This is a genomic window from Paraburkholderia sp. BCC1876 (assembly GCF_902833695.1).
Taxonomy (GTDB): domain Bacteria; phylum Pseudomonadota; class Gammaproteobacteria; order Burkholderiales; family Burkholderiaceae; genus Paraburkholderia.
This window is the reverse complement of the sequence record NZ_CADFGI010000010.1, coordinates 98,762-115,808: the sequence shown is the minus strand read 5'-3', so window position 1 is coordinate 115,808 and position 17,047 is coordinate 98,762. Positions and strand designations below refer to the sequence as shown.

The window sequence follows — 17,047 nt, the reverse complement described above, 5'->3', positions numbered from 1 at the left end:
GTGTGTCGGGATGCGGCACGCGGGGCTATTTTCCGGCTAGCTGTCCGCGGCGGTTTCGCAAAACGTCACGCTAACGCGGCCGCGCTCGAACAGGAACGACGGCGCAATGCCGAACATCGCGCGAAACGTACGCGATAGGTGCGCCGAGTCCGCGAAACCCGCCACATGCGCCGCGCGGGTCAGGCTCGATCCGCACATGGCCTCTTCCACCGCCGCGCGTAGGCGGCACCATAAAACGTAGCGTCGCAAAGGCACGCCGATCGCGTCGCGAAAACGGTGCGCGAGCCGGCCCGGTGAGCGATGCACGGCCTCGGCCAGCGCCGCCAACGTAATTGGTCCGTCGAGACGCTCGCGAACCAGCGCGCAAACCTGCGAGACGAGCACATCTTCGGTCGACGTGCCGTGCGCCGGCTGTCCGATCAGACTGTCCACCAACGACTGCGCGGCAACCGTATCGCCGGCAGCGGCATGGCGCGCGAGGGCGCGCAACCGCGGGTCGAACGGCAACGCAGCGAGGCCGGCGTTTTCACGGCCGCTAAAGCGCGCCCACTCGATGCTTTCAGGCTCCAGATACAACACCGCCGACGTTCCGAACGCGGGATGCGCATGCGGAACATCGGGCGGAATGAGCAACAGATCGGCGCGGAGCACGCCGCTTTGCGGCGACTCAAAGACAACCGGCCCATCGAGGCCGAACACGATCTGCGCCAGATGATGCCGATGCGAGTCCGACGCGTGAGCGGGCGCCAGCATCAGCAGGCGCTGCGGCCAGACATAGAGATGGAATGGAGTCGCGGACATATCAGCCAGTTTATTCAAGTGCTGAGAGCATGACCGCGCGCATGCTGGCGTCTCGATCCTTAACCCGCGCTCTCGAGGTGCATGAATGTCTTCCAATAACGGCTATATCCACGCGCTGCGCTTCGCTTCCCTGACTGCGCTATACGACCCCGTCGTTGCGATGACATCCCGCGAGCGGATGTTCAAATCGGCACTGCTCGACGGCGTCGCGCTGCAACCGGGACAAAGAGTACTCGACGTGGGATGTGGCACCGGAACGTTAGGCTGCATGGTAGCGCAGCGCGAACCGGCACTGGAGATGCACGGCATCGACGGCGATCCGGCGATTCTGGCGCGCGCCCGGCGCAAGTCGGCGGAACGCGGGGTGTCGGTGAGCTTCACGCATGCGATGTCGTTCCAGCTACCGTTTCCCGACAGCCATTTCGACAGCGTGCTATCGAGCCTCTTTTTCCATCACCTGGACTACGACGCCAAACAGCGCACGCTGGCTGAAATACGTCGGGTGCTGAAGCCGGCCGGACAATTGCATATCGCCGACTGGGGCGCCGCGCAGGATCCGTTGATGCGCGCGGCTTTTCTCGTCATTCAGTTAGTGGACGGTTTCCGGACGACGCAGGACAACGTCCGCGGCAAATTGCCCGGCATGGTGGAGCAGGCGGGATTCAAAGGTGTTCACGTTGACGGACGATTCCGCACGATGCTCGGCACCATCGAGATCGTGCGCGCCGACAAAACTCCCGCTGCCCCGATCTCTGGCTAAGCGTATTCAATCCTCGCCCGACACCGTCAGCGAGGCCAGTTGCTGATCGGCAAACTCCACGCGATTGCGGCCGCCGCGTTTTGCTTTGTACAAAGCGGAATCGGCTAAGCCGTATGCGGTGTCGAAATCAGTCCGCGCTGCATTGGCGCTGACGCCGAAGCTCGCCGTAATGCGACGATTCACGGGTGCCGCGAACACATGATTGCCGATCGCCGCGCGCATTTTCTCCGCCAACTGCAGTGCGTCGGCGAGATTGTGCCCCGGCAACAGCACGGTAAACTCTTCGCCGCCAACCCGGCCGATAACACCCCGATCACCGACAATACGCCGCAAGCAATCGACAATACCGAGAATCACCGCGTCGCCCACCGGGTGGCCGAAATCGTCGTTGACCTTCTTGAACTCGTCGATGTCGAGCAGGATCATCACGGCGCGATCCACGCGCAACGCCTTGATGGTCCGCTCGATCACCGCACTGCGGTTCAGAACGTCGGTCAACGCGTCGTGAGTCGCGCGATATTGCAGTTGCTGGGTCAGCGCATGCATCTCGCGCTCGGCGCGGTCGCTGCGTCCAATCAGGCGACGCGTTTCGCGCATCAGGCGCTCGAAATGCCCAATCAATTCGGCTAGCGCCAGGCGCGATTGCCCGGCGTCCGCGTCGGCGTTCGCATGAATCGCGCGGGCCTTCTCCAGCGCCTCGCTTTCGTTCCGGAACAGGTCCGGAGCGTCGTTCGAAGGTGTGTCCGAAGAGGAAGTTGACACCACCGTAACCGTCCTTATGTCGCAACCGGGCAATCGGTAAACTGGATCGCCGTGAAATCGGCCTGCAATTCTTCACCGAATTCGAGAATGGTTTCGTCTTCGGCGTCGCGGAACCACCGCACGAGTACCTGATTGCCCGCCGAAGCCGCCTGATCCAGCGCGTCGAACACGCTGAACAGCATTTTCGTGCTCGAACTGTTGAAGTACGTGAGCGTGACCTCGACCGTGATCACGGCGTCGTGACAAGCCGCCAGGTAGGCGCGAAGCTGCTCGATGATCGGGGCGTAAAACGCGGCCGCATTCTCGGGATACGACTCGCCCCGGAACGTCAGCATGTTCTGATCGAATTGAAAATCGACTTCCGGCGACGTCGTCGTAGCCGCAATATAAAGATTATCCATGGCGCGTACTCGTCACTGGGTCAGATGATGGTCTTGAGGCAAAACAGCGTGGTTTCCGGGGTATCCACACGCGGATAAAAGGCAAACTCCAGCGGAGCGCTCGCGTCGCGCGCCATGGTCAGAAACCCGAGCCCCGCGCCTTTGCTTTCTTCCGGCGTATCCGCGCGCAGCGTCAGCTTATACGCCTGCTTGATTTCTTCAAGCGACATATTGCGCAACGGCTCGAGCCTTTCGCGCAAATTACTTACCGCCGACGTCGCGATCGGATTCATGCAGAGCATGAGATGACGCTCGCCCTCGGTGCTGATGCACACCGCGCCCTCGCGAATTGCACCACCCTCGACGCCACCCTCGACGAGCGAGTCCGACGAATAGTGGACGATATTCTGCGCGAGTTCGATAAAGGACGAAAACAATTTGCGCCGGGTCGGTCCGCTGACTCCCGCCACTTCCAGTTGCAGTTTCACGACCTCACTCATTGCCGCGACGATGCTGTGAGAGAAGTAGCCTTTATGATAAAAAATCAGGTTGCGCCGCTGAGCGAGTTCGAAGAATGCGGCATCCTGTTCCAGAAGTTCAAACATGTTCATGGACTACCCTAAACGCGTGCAAAAAATAGCGTGACGTCATCGCGGCGCGCCTGGGCGCCCTGCCAGTCGGCCAAAGCGCGCTGCAGACCTTCGCAGATGGCGGATAACGGTTGAATGCGGTTCTCGACAATGAGGCCGAGCGCGCGACGCTTCCCAAAAGCGATTTTTCGCGGACCGCCGATCTGATCGATCAGTCCATCGGTTGAAACGAACAGCAGGCTGCCTGGCGGAAGCTCAACGGTATTCAGCGCCCACGCGTAGTCCGCCTGACTGTCTACATAACCCACGCCCATGCGCTCGCCGGCAATGCTGTCGAACGCCTCGGCATCCGGCCGCAAAACATGCAACGCAATGCGCGCGCCGGAAAAATGCAGTTGCCGCGATTGCGCGTCGAACCAGAAGAACGCGGCGTCGAGGCCGTCGTTCGACTGCGGCGACTCGCCCGCCCCATGTTCCTGACCGAGCAGGCCCTTGACGTTGCGGTTGACCGCCGCCAGCAGCGCGGCTGGGTCGCGTGGCCCGATCCGTTCGAGCGCCTGCGACAGCGAAGCCGATGCAAGCAGCGTCATGAACGCGCCGGGCACGCCGTGGCCGGTACAGTCGGCGACGGCGCAAAACCATCCATCGGGAAACGACGCGAAATGATAGAAGTCGCCGCCCACCACGTCGCGCGGCTCCCACACCAGCGCGGCGTCCGCCAGCATGGACGACAGCGCGTCGCGCGAAGCACGCAGCATGGCTTGCTGGATCACGCTCGCATATTCGATGCTCTGCATGATCTGGCGGTTCTTTTCCGCCTGCACTTCGGCCACCGCGCCCAATAGCTGAAAGCCGCTCGCCAGTCCGACGAAGCGGCCCTGCCGCGTCACGATGAAACCGTCGGACAGCGCCTTGTTGCCCGCCTCGACCGTTTTGAACGTCAGTGCCTCGATACTCATGTCGGCGTCGACGATGAGCGGCTCCTTGTCCATAAACGCGATACAGCTTTTCTTGTCGTAGAGCTCGCGGTGAAACGGCTTGCTCATTTGCGACAGGAAAATATCGCGGTTAATCAGTCCGATCGGACGATCGCCTTCCACCACGGCCAAACTCCCCATGTCGCGCCGCGCATAGAAAATCTCCATGGCAAGGGAATTCGAATCGGCGGCATCGACAGCGGGAAATTCGTGACACAAATCGCCGGCGCAACGCGGGCTTGCGGTGACTCCGGGGCGACGAAACTGCGCAAGCGCGGGATGCATTTCGAGCCTACCCGTTGAACAAGAAATGAGCACGCTAATGCGTCTATATGTCAGTTTCGTTACGGCCAATCATTAAAGAAAGGATCCTCGAAAGTGAAACGGGAGGCCGATCCGCTGAAAGGCCTGTTGCAAACGTTTTCCTCTTTGTTATTAGCTTTTTGCGATTATTTGAGCGTGCGTTGCGTCTCGGCGACTACTGGCTCACGGGCTTCGTAAGCAGACAACATCCCGAAGATAACGCTCCAGCAACGTCACATCCGCTGACGTACCCCGCAGCGCGATCACCTGGTCGGGTCTGATCAGTACCCAACCGTCGCCTTCGCCTGCAAAGCGGTAGCGCCGGCGCGCTTCGCCTGCCGGATCGTCGGCGGGATCGAGCGGTACGCTTTGAACCGCGTCGCCGAACGGCGCGACGATGGCTTCGACACTCGACGCCTCACCGCCGCGAAACACGACCAACGTATGACGTGCATCCAGTAGCGGCCATAGCGTCCGCCGTTGTCCGTCAGTTGCATGAGTCCAATACAGATCGAGCGCGCGCGTGCCCGGAAAACCGCGCGCAGGATGCCCCGACGCGCCGCCAAGCGCGACCAGCGGACCATCGTGATAGGTGATATCCGTCTCGGCCATCTCGGTTCGCAAGCGTTCCTGCAACGCCGGCACGTGGTCGAGTACGGACACGGCCGCGTCGCGGGCAAGACGCGCGAGTGGATGCGGCGCCATGCCGACATGCAGCAGTCGCGCCGCGTTGTCGATCACATGGCGCGCCACCGGCCGCCGCTCGGCCTCGTAACTGTCCAGCAGCGTGGCGGCCTCGCCGCGCCCCTGGAGCACGTAAGCGAGCTTCCAGCCGAGGTTCGCCGCGTCCTGGATGCCCGTGTTCATGCCCTGCCCGCCCGCCGGACTATGAATGTGCGCGGCGTCGCCAGCGAGAAACACGCGCCCCTCGCGGTAGCGCGCCGCGAGCCGCTCGTTGATTCGAAACGTGGATAGCCAGCCGGGCGACGACAGTGTCGCGTTCGGCGGGCCGTGGCGCGTCACCTTCTGCTGGAGTTCATCGAGAGTCGGCGGTTCGTCGCCTCGCGACGTTGCATCGTCGCCGACGCGGCGGCTGATCACACGCCACACGTCGTGCGCGAACGGAAACAGCGCGACCGTGCCGCCGTCGTGCCACCAGATGTGAATGCTGTGCTGATCGAGCTCGGCGCCGTCGATACGCACGTCGCCGAGCAGATACGTGTCGGGCTCCGTATCGCCTTCGAACGCGATGTCGAGGGCATGGCGCACCGCGCTGCGCGCCCCGTCGGCGCCCACCAGCCACGATGCGGCCGCTTCCTCGATCCGGCCGTCCGCCTGTTTTAGCGTGGCCGTCACGGTATCGGCGGTTTCGCTCAGGCCGGTCAGTTCCACGCCACGCTCGATCACGCCGCCCATCTCGACGAAGCGTGCCGTGAGAATCGCTTCGGTGCGCGACTGCGGCAGCAGGAGAGGATCGGGATGCGCGCTGTCGATGCCGTCTTTCATGGACACGCGCGCCAGCCGGCGAGCGCCGTCGCCGAACGTCACCGCGCTCATGGCGACGGCCGCCTCGTCGAACGCCGCGCCAACGCCCAGGCCGCTCAACAGTTCCAGGCTCGCCGGCCACACCGCGAGCGCTTTCGACAGGTCCGCGGGTTTCTCCAGCCTGTCGATCACCCGCACCGCGATGCCGTAATGGCGTAGCGTCAGCGCCAGTGTCAAACCGGTCGGCCCGGCGCCGACGATCAAAACCGGAACGCGATGATCCATGGTCAGTTCCTCGTAAAAGTTGGCGGCTTCGGCGTCGCGGGGCGTGATCGAAGACCGGACGGCCGCGCGGACGCACAACAGTACCCTCAGCCTGGTAATCTTTGGCGCGGAACGCAAGGCCTAATGCTCGGCAACTACGGGCCTGGCGCATGACTTGTTTCGCGCTATGCGCAGGTTTCGTTGCGGACGCACCGAGCCGGAGGCCCGTTTTATGCGCCGTTCGCCACCGCCTGTTCCTCGCGCGCGTACTGCGCAGGCGGCCGGCCAACATGCCGCGTGAACGCGACGCTGAAGGTGCTGGCCGAGCTGTAACCGACACGCTGCGCCACTTCGGCGACGCGGCCTTCGTTGCGACGCAACAGGTCTTTCGCGAGCGCCATGCGCCACGCGAGCAGATATTCCATCGGCGCGACGCCGACCGCGCCGCTGAAGCGCTCGAAAAAAGTCGACCGCGACAACGCGGCTTCTTTCGCGAGTTCCGCGACCGTCCACGCGTGAGTGGGGCGTTCGTGCATGCCACGGATCGCCGCCGCGAGTCGGCTGTCGGCGAGTCCGCGTACCAGGCCCGGCGACGCATTGGTTCCCGCCGTCGAGCGCAATGCCTCGATCAACAGCACTTCCAGCAGCCGCGACAGCACGACCTCGCGCGCGGGCCGTTGCTCGTGCGACTCCTCGCGCACCAGTTGCACCAGCGTGGCCAGCCGATGTTCGCCGCGAACATGCACGATTTGCGGCAGCAGCGAAACCAGCAACGACGCATCCGGCGAGCCGAAGCGGCAATGGCCCGCCATCATGCGCGTGTCGATCGGGCGGTCCGGCGCGCCGATTCGGTATTCGCCGTTGCCGAGCGCGACCGGGTCCGACGTTTCGACGCCCGGCGGGGGCGGCTCGAGGCTGGAGATCGCGACGCCATACGCCGCCGGAATCAGGACGAAATCGCCAGATAGCAGTTCGAGCGGCGCGTGTCCGTCGATCGTGATGCGGCAACCGCCTTCGAGAATCGCGCAGTAGAAAGGCTGGCCCGCATCCGAACGACTGATGCGCCAGGGGCTCGCGCTGTGGACGAGTTTGGAGAACCGCGCACTGGGTTGCAGCAGCGTCACGACTTCAGCCAAGGGATCGATCATCGCCGGACTCCTGCCAATGAAATTCGGATTGTCGATTGTAGCGAGTACGGCGTTGGCGATCTATCGTAGGAGCACACCCCAACCCAATCATCGGAGTTTTTATGAAAACCGTGCTAATCACCGGCTGCTCTTCCGGCTTCGGCCTCGAGATCGCCCGCTACTTTCTGGCGCGCGACTGGCAGGTCATCGCGACGATGCGCGCACCACGCGCCGACGTGCTGCCGCCTTCGGAGCGCCTGCGCGTGCTGGCGCTCGACGTCACGAATCCGGACAGTATTCGCGAGGCCGTCGAGGCCGCCGGTCCGATCGACGTGCTGGTCAACAACGCGGGTTTCGGCGCGGCGTCACCGGCCGAACTCGTTCCGCTCGCGACGGTGCGCGAGGTCTTCGAGACCAATACCTTCGGCACGATTGCGTTGACGCAAGCGGTGCTGCCGCAGTTTCGCGAACGCAGGGCGGGCGTCGTCGTGAATGTCACGTCGAGCGTGACGCTGAAGGCGCTGCCGCTGCTCGGCGCGTATCGCGCGAGCAAGGTGGCGGTGAACGCTTTCACCGAGTCGATGGCGCTGGAGCTCGAACAGTTCGGCGTGCGAGTGCGTCTGGTGCTGCCGGGACGTGCGCCCGACACGCGTTTCGGCGAGAACGCGCGTGCTCATATGCATGGTTTCGAACACGAGGCTTATGCGGGACTCGTGAAGAGCGTCTTCGCGCAACTGCAAGATGCGTCCGCTCCAGTCACCCACGCGCAGGACGTCGCAGAAGCGGTGTGGCGCGCAGCGACCGATCCGTCTTCGCCGATGCGTATTCCAGCGGGCGCGGATGCCGAACAGTGGGCAGCTGAGGCTCGCTGACCGAATGGCGCGCGGCTCGCTTGTTTCGAGCCGCGCAATACGACAAGGAGATTCTCATGCAGGACAAACCTATCGCCCTCGTCACTGGGGCTAATCAAGGTATCGGCCTTCAGATCGCCAGGGATCTCGCGGCGCACGGCTTCACGGTGCTGGTCGGGTCGCGCGATGTCGAGCGCGGGGAAGTAGCAGCTAGAGAGGTCGGCTCGGACGCCCGCGCGCTTCAACTCGACGTGACGGATCAGGCTTCGATCACGGCTGCGGCGGAACGTATTCGCGTGGAACTGGGCCGCCTCGACGTGCTCATCAACAACGCCGCCATTTCGAATACGAACAAGCAGCCCGGTCAGTCCGTCGAGGAGTACGCGAGGACGACTCGCCCGAGTAACGTATCGCTCGATGAAATGCGCGCGGTGTGGGACACCAATGTGTTCGGTGTTCTCGCTGTTTATCAGGCGATGCTGCCGCTTCTGCGGCGAGCGTCGGCGGCCCGGATCGTCAACGTGTCGAGCGGCGTGGGCTCGCTGACGACGAACTCGGACCCCGCCTTTCCGTACCGTGCGATTTTTGGGCCGGTCTATCCGGCGTCGAAGACAGCCCTCAACGCGTTGACCTTGGCCATGGCGCTCGAACTGGAGCCGGAAGGGATCAAGGTCAACGCCGTTTCTCCGGGCTTCACCAAAACGAACCTTAATGGTTATGCAGGTACGGAGACGGTCGAAGAAGGTGCTCGGGAGGCGGTGCGTGTCGCGCTGCTCGGCGCGGACGGCCCGACAGGGACATTCACGCGATGGGAGAACCAGACGATTCCGTGGTGAGTAAGCGTCAGGCGTCACTTTTGCTACTCAGGTCATTGCTGCTTTCGTCTGGCTGAGGAGGAGTAGCAATGGAAACGAATCTTCATACCACGGCGAGTCGGCTATCGACGCCTTTCGTCGACGCCGACTTGACTCGTCTACAGCACAGCCAACGAGGAAAGCTTCGAGCGTTTCTGCTGCTTCTACTTCTCGCGCTCTTCTACGGGTTAAGTACCGCGCTTGCGCAGCAACAGGCGGCCCCCATCGACACCACGCACGCGAACCATAAGGCCGCGAACAACGCCCCGCTCGATCGTTCCGGCAAAGCCCGCAAAGGCACGGCCTCTTACTACGGAAAGAAGTTTTACTCGAAAGAAATGGCCGACGGCACGCGGATGAATCCTCAGTCCAATGTCGCCGCGAGCAAGACGCTGCCGATCGGCACCAAGGCCAAGGTCACGAATCTGGACACGGGCGCAAGCGCGGTGGTGGTGATCAAGGATCGCGGCCCCTATGTCAAGGACCGGATCGTCGATGTGTCGCCCAAGACCGCTGATAAGCTCGACCTGAAAAAGAACGGCACCGCGCCCGTCGAAGTGAAGCCGGTTGAAGTGCCGCAGTCGGACGGTAGCGTGAAGCCGGGTGTGGGGGCAGTGCAAACGCCGGGCGGGAAGTAGGCGCCCGGGTGTTTGGGACTCACCGTCTAGTTGTCACTGAGCCGCGACAGGGATTTCCCGATTGAAAACCTGAGTGACTTCAAAATAGAAAGTCTGACTGTGCCCGCTCGCGTCGACTGCATCTAGCAAGTCGTAGCGGGATTCTCCGTTTTGCACCAGTTGCTGCCTGGTGACGCGCAGATTCTTGGCGCGGACCCACGCATACTCTTCCGATGTAGCGACAATATGAACGGCCGTGTCCTGACTCAATCCATTGCCGCTGTGTGCGATATCCTGGTTAATACCGAACAAATACAGCCGCATCTTCATTTGAGTCTCGACGTCTCCAGATTTGCCCAGCAGGAAGCTATAGGCGGCAATGAAGTCCGTGATGGGTATATCCTGGATAGGTCGAATTTTTTCAACTTCCCGGATCTTCGCAAGCGCTCCGTTGATGTCACCTTGCTGCGCGAGCTGAAGCGCGTCGCGCTCCGAGTTAGTGCACAGGTAGGCTAATTCGCCGTAGTTAAAACTTTTATCATTTAGAAATCTGACGCGTGCCTCATGCGCCTGCTGCAAAGCGGCGTAATATTTCCCGTCTTTCGCGCTAACCGGCAGCGGATCATAGATACCTGCCTTTTTGTTGAGTGACGTCACAATTCTTGAATTCAACAAAAAATACGCAACCGGCGATTTACCGACGGTCGACGGCCCGGTATAAGAAACGACCTGGAGATTTTCGTTGTGGTAGGGGTATGTCTGCAAGCCAGTGATACGTAGTGATTGCGAGCGTAACCATTCCGTGACTTCATTGATCGTAATAACCCGAACTGGGTCGTCCGGCGTTGCACCACTTCCGGTGCGCTCTTTCAGAATATCCGCCAGCGCAACAGCACGTTGACGACAAGCTTCAGCATCATCTTGCTTTGCCAGTTTCGCATAGAGCTTCGCGCATTCCATCTGTACATCGTAGCTAGGGAATTGCGGCAGCGGTGCGTACTTCTCCAGGACCCGAAGCCGGCTGATGGCTCCCGTGTCGTTGCCGGCCTGATCGAGGGCCTCCGACTCTTTAACCGTCGCCTGAATTTCCCTCGACAGCGCCTCCAGGTCGATTTTTTCGTCCTGTGCAAATGCCTGACGCTGCGATTGCAATTGCGTAGCGATCGAGTCCGGTGTGTCAGCGAAGCTATTTCCGCAGAACGAAATGCAAAGAAGACTGATTAACCACCCCATCCTGCGCATAACAACCCCGAGTTAAAATGTGTGCTGATATTGAGCCAGCGGCAAAGGTAACCTTCGGGGCAAGCAAAATCAAGAGATGTCTGGATGACGCAGATTACGCCATGTAATAACAGCGAGCGGTTCCGTGGAAAGCGAATGTTAATGATCGTTATGCGTCGCGAACAGAACGGCCCGCTCGCGACGTATGTTTCCGCATGGTTTCCGAATGAAAGGAAACGTGGGTTCGATTACACACTCGGGTCGGTTATCTGCGCCGGCAGATGACCGACACACTGACACAGCACTTCGCAAAGCTGCTCGAAGGAAACGGGTTTCACAAGATGACACTCGAATCCCGCCTCACGCGTTTTAACGCGATCGTCCGCCTGGCCCCACCCCGTCAGCGCAACCAATGACGTTTGCGCGAGCTGCGTGCGCGCGCGCAACTCGCGAGCGAGTTGTATCCCGTCCATGTCCGGCATGCCGATGTCCAGCACCGCGACGCGCGGCTCGAACTCCTTCACGGCTTCGAGCGCGTCAGCGCCGCTATGAACCACGCGGGTCGTGCAGCCGCTCATGTCGAGCAGCATGCCGAGGCTCATCGCGGAATCGACGTTGTCGTCGACGATAAGAACGCGAAGACCATCGAAGCGCATCGGCTCCGTCACTCGGGTGGACGATTTCACGTGTACGGGTTTCTCCACAATCGGCAGATGAACGGTGAATGTGCTCCCCAGACCTCGTCCGGGGCTTTCGACGGCAATATCGCCGCCCTGTAGTTCCATCAATCGTTTCGCGAGCGCCAGGCCAACACCCAAGCCCTCGCCGCTAGCTTGAGGCGCGTCGAGTCGCTCGAACAACCGGAACAACTTTGGTAGATCCGTCGCGGCGAGTCCGTTGCCGTTGTCCGATACGCGAATCACCACGCGGTTCTCGTCGCGGCCAATCTCCAGTTCGATGCGACCGCCCGACGGCGTGTACCGCGCGGCGTTGTTCAGCAGGTTCGACAGCACCTGCGTGAGCCGCACCTGATCGGCGTGGACGTACAGCCGCTCCGGCGGATAACGCACGTGCAAGGCATGGCCGCCTCGATCGAGCAACGGCCGGCTCAGTTCGAGCGCCGAACGCACGGTATCTTCAACGTCGATCTCCGTTCGCGACAACTGCAACGCGCCGCTGTTGATGCGCGCCACTTCCATCAGATCGTCCACCAGTCGAACCATGTGATCGACTTGCCGGTCGAGCATGTCCAGGATCGGCAACGAAGTCTCGGCCGCGCCCGCACATCGCAGAATCTGCAGGCCGTGTCGAACCGGCGCGAGCGGATTGCGCAACTCATGCGCGAGCGTGGCGAGAAACTGATCTTTCATGCGGTCGGCGTCGAGCAGCTTTTCGCGGCTCTCACGGAGCGCGTGCTCCGCTTCCACACGAGCCGTGACGTCGCTGGCTGCGCCGAACCACTCGACGATCTTGCCGTCGGCATCGAACAGCGGCACCGCGCGCGAGTGCGCCCAGCCCCATGTGCCATCGACCTTCGCGACGCGGTGCTCGAGCTCGAACATCGAGCGCGAGTCGAGCGCCAACTGGATCGCGGCGAGCAGCCTGGGTTGATCCTCGGCGTGAATATAGTTGCGCACCCAATCTTCGCTGACGTCGGTCGTATCGCGCAGAAAACCGCGACCGTCCAGCGCCCGCATTAATTTCCAGTCGGGACTCATGCGGTAAAGCGAGTACGACGTGGCGGTGACCAATGCGCGCAGACGCGCCTCGCTCAGACGCAGCGCGTCTTCCGACCTCGCACGCTCGATCAGATCCGCGGTCAGTCGCGCCATGATGTCGATCAGCCCCAACTGCCGTTCGTCGGGTTCGTGGAAACGGCCCCAGTGTGTGGAGATCATGCCGATGAAGGCGCCGTCGCGAGAACGTAGCGGCGTAGACTGCATGGCCTTGATGCCGGTCTCGCGAAACACGTCGAGATCGACCGTGTCGCAAAACGGCGCGTGATGTTCAATGTCGGCGACCACCACGCGTTCGCCAGTGGCCCACGATTCGCCGCAACTGGTCGTCGATTCGATCAGGACCGTGCGCCAGTGGTCGGCCGCGTGAGCGGTAAAACCGCTGTGCGCGAGAAGGTGAAGATGGGGTTCGTGCTCGCCCGCTGACATGTCAAGCATCTGCAGGCTGGCAAAGTCCGCGCTCATCAGCACACGGGCTGTCTCGACTACCTTCGCGTAGAGCGACGGCAGATCGTGACGTTCGAGCAGGGAAAGCGATAGTTCGTGCAGCAGGCGGCTGTCGTTGAGATCGGCGGGCAACGAGCCTAGCGGCTCGGCGCTGTCGTTGTCGCTACGGTTGTCGTCGCGTACGCTTGGGTCGCCGCGTAGCCGGGATTCGATCGGCTTTACGATTCCTGGAAGTGGCGTCATTCGGGTTGGAGGCGTTGGTTTCGTTGATGCATTATAGGTCGGCTATGCGGGGGGATTGCCTGCGCGTTTTGCGCACAACCAGGATGGGTGAATGACAAGAGACAATGGGCTGGCGCGGGACATCGTGGGCGTGGACGGCTGTAAGGGCGGTTGGTATGCCGTCAAGCGAGATCACAAGACGGCGGAAATTCACACTCGCGTGTGCGCTTCGTTCGACGAGCTGCTTACCTGGGCGCCTGCCCCGGCGATCGTAGCAATTGATATTCCCATCGGGCTCTCGTCCGATGGAAAACGGCAATGCGACGTGGCCGCCAAGGCGGCGCTGAAGTGGCCGCGTAGTGCGTCGGTATTCCATACGCCCGTGCGGCAAACGCTCGGCACTAATTTCTACCAGGAGGCTTGCCGGCGACACCGCGTGGTCACGGGCCAGGCGATCTCAAAGCAGGCGTTCAACATCCTTAAGAAGATCGCGCAGGTCGATATGGCGTTGCAAAAGTCAACTGTCGACGCTGCACGGGTCTTTGAAGTACACCCGGAGTTGGCCTTCATGCAACTCCGCGTGGAGCAAGGGGGATCGCCTGGTGGGATAAGCGAGTCGAAGAATAAGCCGGAAGGTCATCAGATACGAAAGGCGTTACTCGATGCGGAATTCGGCGCGGCGCTGAATGCCGCTCTAGCCGAACGCGTAGCCCGTGATGCAAGTCTGGACGATATCGTCGATGCATTCGCCGCGCTGTGGAGCGCGAAACGCATTGCCGAAGGGAACGCTTGCAAGCTGCCGGAAATAACGGTGGTGGACGCAACGGGTTTGCCTATGGTCGTTCGTTACTGACAACGCTCTCTTATTGAATCGTCTCTCACTATCTAACGGATCGGAACCCTGACATGCAGCCAACCATCGACGAACTCCTCGCGCTTGATTTACTCACGCTACGCGAACACACAGAACTGGCCGGCGATGTCTTCGATGCCGATCAGCAACGCTTGCGCTTGCAACAGTCACTGAACAACAGCGAGGTGTGCTCAGTGCAACGCGAAGGCAAACTGGTCGCCTACGCAATGCTTCGACCTGAGTCGGAGAACTGCTGGTTCGTGGGCGCGTTTAGTACGCATCCTTTGCACCGAACCTCCGCGGTTGTATCGGAGCTGCTTGCGAAAGTCGCAAGGCTCGCACGCGAACGGGGCATTGCCGAGTTCAGAAGCCACGTCTACAAGACCAACCGCCTATCGGTCGCTTTCCATCGCAAACTCGGCTTTCAGATTACCCGTGAGAACGAGAAGGCTTTCGAGTTCTTCACGTCGGTATCGACACTCGGCGAGCGGCCCGCCATTCGGCGTGCAGCCGACACAGCGACGACGGCTATGCCTCCGACACCGGACAATTAATTGTCCGGGGCGTGCGTGCCGATCACCGCATTGGGCACTACGCGAAACAATGCCTTATGCATGACCCAAGAGGTGCCCCACAGGAAACGATCGCGCTTCGCGCATGACCGCAATGCCCGTCCGTATGCAAAGTCGAGATGCGAGCTTGTAAAGGAACAACGAGTTACCTATGTTCCTACGTGGGTCGCCGATCACGAATTTGAAATCTGGCTGGCCGACTATTCTCGTGAACGATCGCCACATTCCGGAGAGCATCCATCATGGTCGAGAAAAAACGGATTCATGCCGCGCTCCTTATCGCTGCGTTCACAGCGATCGCCACGGTTGCACCGGCGTGTCCAGCGGAAAACACGACCGACTGGCTGGCGAACACCTATGGCACCCTCGCTGCCCACGTGGGTAACACCGCGCGCTCCATGTGGGTCGCGCCCGAAGGCGTGATCTATACGGCCTCCATGTGGGACGAGTACGAGGGCGGCGTCGCGTTCTACCAGGCCGGCAAGAGCCTCGGCTCGATCGGCGCGCACGGCGAGTTTCAGGGCAGCGCGATCACGGGTAATGCGACGTCGATCTTTGTGGCACTGCAGCCCGGCGGAACTTACGGAACCGGTGCGGTGGGACGATATAACCGCACCACCAAGGCTCGCGATCTGTTGATTCAGGTGAGCGCGTTCAACAACCTGCCGCGAGTCGACGTCGTGACTGGACTGGCCACGGCGGGCTCCCTCCTCTATGCCAGCGATTTCTACGGCAATCGCGTTCGGATCTTCACTACGGCCGGTATCTGGCAGCGGGACATCAACATCACCGGGCCGGGCGCCCTCGCCGTGGATGGCGCAGGCAACGTTTGGGTCGCCCAGAAGAGTGAAGGCTCGATCGTCGAGTTCAGTTCTACCGGCGCGTTGCTGAACACGATCCGGATGCCAACCGGCTCGCAGCCCTCAGCACTGTATTTCGATGCATCGTCGGGGCAACTCGTGGTCGGGGACCAGGGCCCTGACATGAACATCAAGCGCTACAACCTCTCAGGCACGCCGGTGCTGGCCAGTACATTCGGCATTCAAGGCGGCTATCTCGACACCACGACGGGAATCAAAGGACAGGTCGGCGACAAGCGCTTCACTCGCGTCGTCGGCATCGGCAAAGACACCGCCGGCAACCTTTATGTACTCAACAACCCGTGGGGCGGAAGCTGGGACCTCGGCCGCGACGGTGGCACCGACATTCACGCTTACAGCAGTACCGGTCACCTGCAATGGAAGCTTCAGTCTCTCAACTTCGAGGGAATCGCCGCGCCGGACCCGGCCACCGACGGCCTCTACTTCTATAGCGGCACCAACATCTACGCCGGCACCGCCGGGGGAACCTTCGTAGCGAACACGGTCGATCCAATTGCCTATCCGTCCGATCCACGCATCAACATCAACGATCGCTCACGGGACGAGCACTTCGGTCTACTCGCCAGCGTCGGTGCAAACCGGATTCTCGTGGCGACGGGCCAGAACCCTGACACCTACTACTTCTTCCACTTCAACGCGGCGAATGGCTACATCGCCATACCGGACGCCACCCTCCCCGGTCCGGCGTTCAACACAACGGCATCGGTCAGAGACGGGTTCTGCATCGACAGCAAGGGTGGCGTGTGGGCTGGCCTCGACAAGACCGGGACCCTCTACCACTATCCGCTAATCGGCTTCGACGCCAGCGGCAAGCCAACGTGGGGACCCGGTATCCCTATTGCCATTCCCGACAGCGTCAAGCCGCTGACGCGCATCGTCTACCTCGCGGACAGCGACACCATGATTCTCGGGCAAGGCGTTGTCGGGGGAACGGACTGGACGGCGATAGGTACACGGATCGAGGTATATCACGGCTGGAGTGCGGGCAACACCACTAAGCCCAATCCCGTGATTAACCTCCCGCACGTCGGCGCCAAGTCGATTGATGCGGTCGGCAACTATCTATTTGTTGGCTACTGGTTCGGGAGCGGAGAAGCTTTGCCGAACATCGACGCTTTCAATCTCGGTACAGGCAACCTGGACACCACGCTGGTCAACACCAGTACCCGTACCGTCGACACCAGCAGCGCCATTGATTCGATGTACGGCGTCAGGGCGTATTTTCGATCGACAGGCGAGTACGTGGTCACGAAGAACAATGTGAAGGGGTCAAGCATTACGGTGTATCGATGGACGCCTTGAGGGGGTGGTTCGTTGATTGTCACGGCATTGCGGTGTTCGTCA

Annotated in this window: 16 protein-coding genes; 7 read left to right on the top strand and 9 right to left on the bottom strand. The window is 61.3% G+C overall.

Going from position 1 to position 17,047, the window contains the following annotated elements; genetic code table 11:
• Positions 1-36: 36 nt before the first annotated feature.
• Positions 37-801, bottom strand: a complete 765-nt coding sequence (locus tag HWY05_RS29545; protein WP_176060529.1) for an AraC family transcriptional regulator — start codon at positions 799-801, stop codon at positions 37-39.
• Positions 802-886: 85 nt separating this feature from the next.
• Between HWY05_RS29545 and HWY05_RS29540 the strand changes: the two genes are divergently transcribed.
• Positions 887-1,561, top strand: coding sequence for a class I SAM-dependent methyltransferase (locus tag HWY05_RS29540; protein WP_035560131.1), 675 nt, complete (start codon positions 887-889; stop codon positions 1,559-1,561).
• Between the two features lie 6 nt (positions 1,562-1,567).
• Here HWY05_RS29540 and HWY05_RS29535 read toward each other — a convergent pair whose 3' ends face one another.
• The 6 genes from HWY05_RS29535 to HWY05_RS29510 form a co-directional block, all read right to left on the bottom strand.
• Positions 1,568-2,326 (bottom strand): GGDEF domain-containing protein, encoded by a 759-nt coding sequence (locus tag HWY05_RS29535; protein ID WP_051981065.1) that lies wholly within the window; start codon positions 2,324-2,326, stop codon positions 1,568-1,570.
• 11 nt (positions 2,327-2,337) lie between these two features.
• Entirely contained in the window at positions 2,338-2,724 is a 387-nt protein-coding gene (locus HWY05_RS29530; RefSeq protein WP_035560132.1) for a DUF1987 domain-containing protein, read from the bottom strand.
• Positions 2,725-2,744: 20 nt separating this feature from the next.
• Positions 2,745-3,308, bottom strand: a complete 564-nt coding sequence (locus HWY05_RS29525; RefSeq protein ID WP_035563933.1) for a SiaB family protein kinase — start codon at positions 3,306-3,308, stop codon at positions 2,745-2,747.
• A gap of 14 nt (positions 3,309-3,322) precedes the next feature.
• Positions 3,323-4,438: a SpoIIE family protein phosphatase gene (locus tag HWY05_RS29520; RefSeq protein ID WP_244146730.1), complete on the bottom strand. Its 1,116-nt coding sequence runs from the start codon at positions 4,436-4,438 to the stop codon at positions 3,323-3,325.
• Between the two features lie 318 nt (positions 4,439-4,756).
• Positions 4,757-6,343 carry an FAD-dependent monooxygenase gene (locus HWY05_RS29515; protein ID WP_176060527.1) on the bottom strand — a complete coding sequence of 529 codons (1,587 nt, stop codon included), beginning with the start codon at positions 6,341-6,343 and terminating at the stop codon, positions 4,757-4,759.
• A gap of 209 nt (positions 6,344-6,552) precedes the next feature.
• A complete protein-coding gene (locus tag HWY05_RS29510; protein ID WP_176060526.1) occupies positions 6,553-7,470 on the bottom strand; it encodes an AraC family transcriptional regulator in 918 nt (305 codons plus the stop codon).
• 101 nt (positions 7,471-7,571) lie between these two features.
• On the opposite strand from HWY05_RS29510, the gene HWY05_RS29505 reads away from it, so the two are divergent.
• The 3 genes from HWY05_RS29505 to HWY05_RS29495 all read left to right on the top strand — a co-directional run bounded on the left by HWY05_RS29505 (position 7,572) and on the right by HWY05_RS29495 (position 9,792).
• Positions 7,572-8,321 carry an SDR family oxidoreductase gene (locus HWY05_RS29505; protein WP_035560143.1) on the top strand — a complete coding sequence of 250 codons (750 nt, stop codon included), beginning with the start codon at positions 7,572-7,574 and terminating at the stop codon, positions 8,319-8,321.
• A 56-nt stretch (positions 8,322-8,377) separates the two neighbouring features.
• On the top strand, positions 8,378-9,136 hold the full coding sequence (locus tag HWY05_RS29500) for an SDR family oxidoreductase (RefSeq protein WP_176060525.1): 759 nt from the start codon (positions 8,378-8,380) through the stop codon (positions 9,134-9,136).
• A 68-nt stretch (positions 9,137-9,204) separates the two neighbouring features.
• Positions 9,205-9,792 (top strand): septal ring lytic transglycosylase RlpA family protein, encoded by a 588-nt coding sequence (locus tag HWY05_RS29495; RefSeq protein ID WP_176060524.1) that lies wholly within the window; start codon positions 9,205-9,207, stop codon positions 9,790-9,792.
• A gap of 33 nt (positions 9,793-9,825) precedes the next feature.
• Here HWY05_RS29495 and HWY05_RS29490 read toward each other — a convergent pair whose 3' ends face one another.
• Positions 9,826-10,923 (bottom strand): DUF4919 domain-containing protein, encoded by a 1,098-nt coding sequence (locus tag HWY05_RS29490; RefSeq protein WP_176060523.1) that lies wholly within the window; start codon positions 10,921-10,923, stop codon positions 9,826-9,828.
• A gap of 317 nt (positions 10,924-11,240) precedes the next feature.
• Positions 11,241-13,418, bottom strand: a complete 2,178-nt coding sequence (locus tag HWY05_RS29485; protein WP_176060522.1) for an ATP-binding protein — start codon at positions 13,416-13,418, stop codon at positions 11,241-11,243.
• A gap of 91 nt (positions 13,419-13,509) precedes the next feature.
• Here HWY05_RS29485 and HWY05_RS29480 point away from each other — a divergent pair, with 91 nt between their 5' ends.
• The 3 genes from HWY05_RS29480 (at position 13,510) to HWY05_RS29470 (ending at position 17,005) form a co-directional block, all read left to right on the top strand.
• The gene (locus tag HWY05_RS29480) at positions 13,510-14,250 is read left to right on the top strand and encodes a DUF429 domain-containing protein (RefSeq protein ID WP_176060521.1); all 741 of its coding nucleotides are present in this window, start codon (positions 13,510-13,512) and stop codon (positions 14,248-14,250) included.
• Positions 14,251-14,303: 53 nt separating this feature from the next.
• The gene (locus HWY05_RS29475) at positions 14,304-14,804 is read left to right on the top strand and encodes a GNAT family N-acetyltransferase (RefSeq protein WP_176060520.1); all 501 of its coding nucleotides are present in this window, start codon (positions 14,304-14,306) and stop codon (positions 14,802-14,804) included.
• Between the two features lie 260 nt (positions 14,805-15,064).
• The gene (locus HWY05_RS29470; protein WP_035560159.1) at positions 15,065-17,005 is read left to right on the top strand and encodes an SMP-30/gluconolactonase/LRE family protein; all 1,941 of its coding nucleotides are present in this window, start codon (positions 15,065-15,067) and stop codon (positions 17,003-17,005) included.
• Positions 17,006-17,047: the final 42 nt, after the last annotated feature.